Below are 692 nucleotides of genomic sequence, written 5' to 3'. Positions count from 1 at the left end.
GCTCAGTATCGCACATGAAGCATAGTAAGCATCCAAAATTTTGTAGCTAAAGCTTTATTGCTTCTGATTGTCAGGGAAACCAAGAAGAAGAGGGTGTCTGTTTTCCCTAAGGCCCCCTCTGGACTCTTGGATACATTCTGAATTCTTGGATACATTCCAGATTATTCAATTGTCCCAGAACTGGACAAATGAGAGAGGCCAAGGGGAGATGGCAGTGGGGTGGATTGAGGTAAGGGAGGACTGGCGGAAAAACAGACTTTTGTAATGTATTTTATTATAGTGCTTGAATATTTAACCATGTGTCTGGATAAAATTTTCTTTAAAAAGGCAAATTTAAAGGCATATGTTCAGTTCAGTTGCTCAGTCGTGTCCGACTCTTTGCAACCCCATGGATGCCAGGCTTCCCTGTCCTTCACTGTCTCCTGGAGCTTGCTCAAACTCATGTCCATTGAGTTGGTGATGCCATCCAACCATCTCATCCTCTGTCACCCCCTTCTCCTGCCCTCAATCTTTCCCAACATCAGGGTCTTTTCCAATTAGTCGGTTTTTTGCATCAGGTGGCCAAAGTATTGGAGCTTCAGCATCAGTCCTTCCAGGGAGTATTTGGGATTGATTTCCTTTAGGATTGACTGGACTATAACATAAATCCTCATAGGCTTTGCTATAAAGTTTAGAGACTGTGGATATTCCAT

The 692-nt window shown here is 43.1% G+C and carries 1 protein-coding gene; it reads right to left on the bottom strand.

Features of this window, described 5'->3' with window-relative positions:
• Positions 1 to 504: 504 nt before the first annotated feature.
• A partial coding sequence (locus ACXIUA_RS10945; RefSeq protein WP_457976850.1) for a hypothetical protein occupies positions 505 to 692 on the bottom strand: 188 nt, incomplete at its 5' end.

The organism is Corynebacterium sp. UMB8791 (assembly GCF_054166365.1).
Note: the sequence above shows the minus strand (reverse complement) of the source record. Positions and strands in the feature narration are given on the sequence as shown.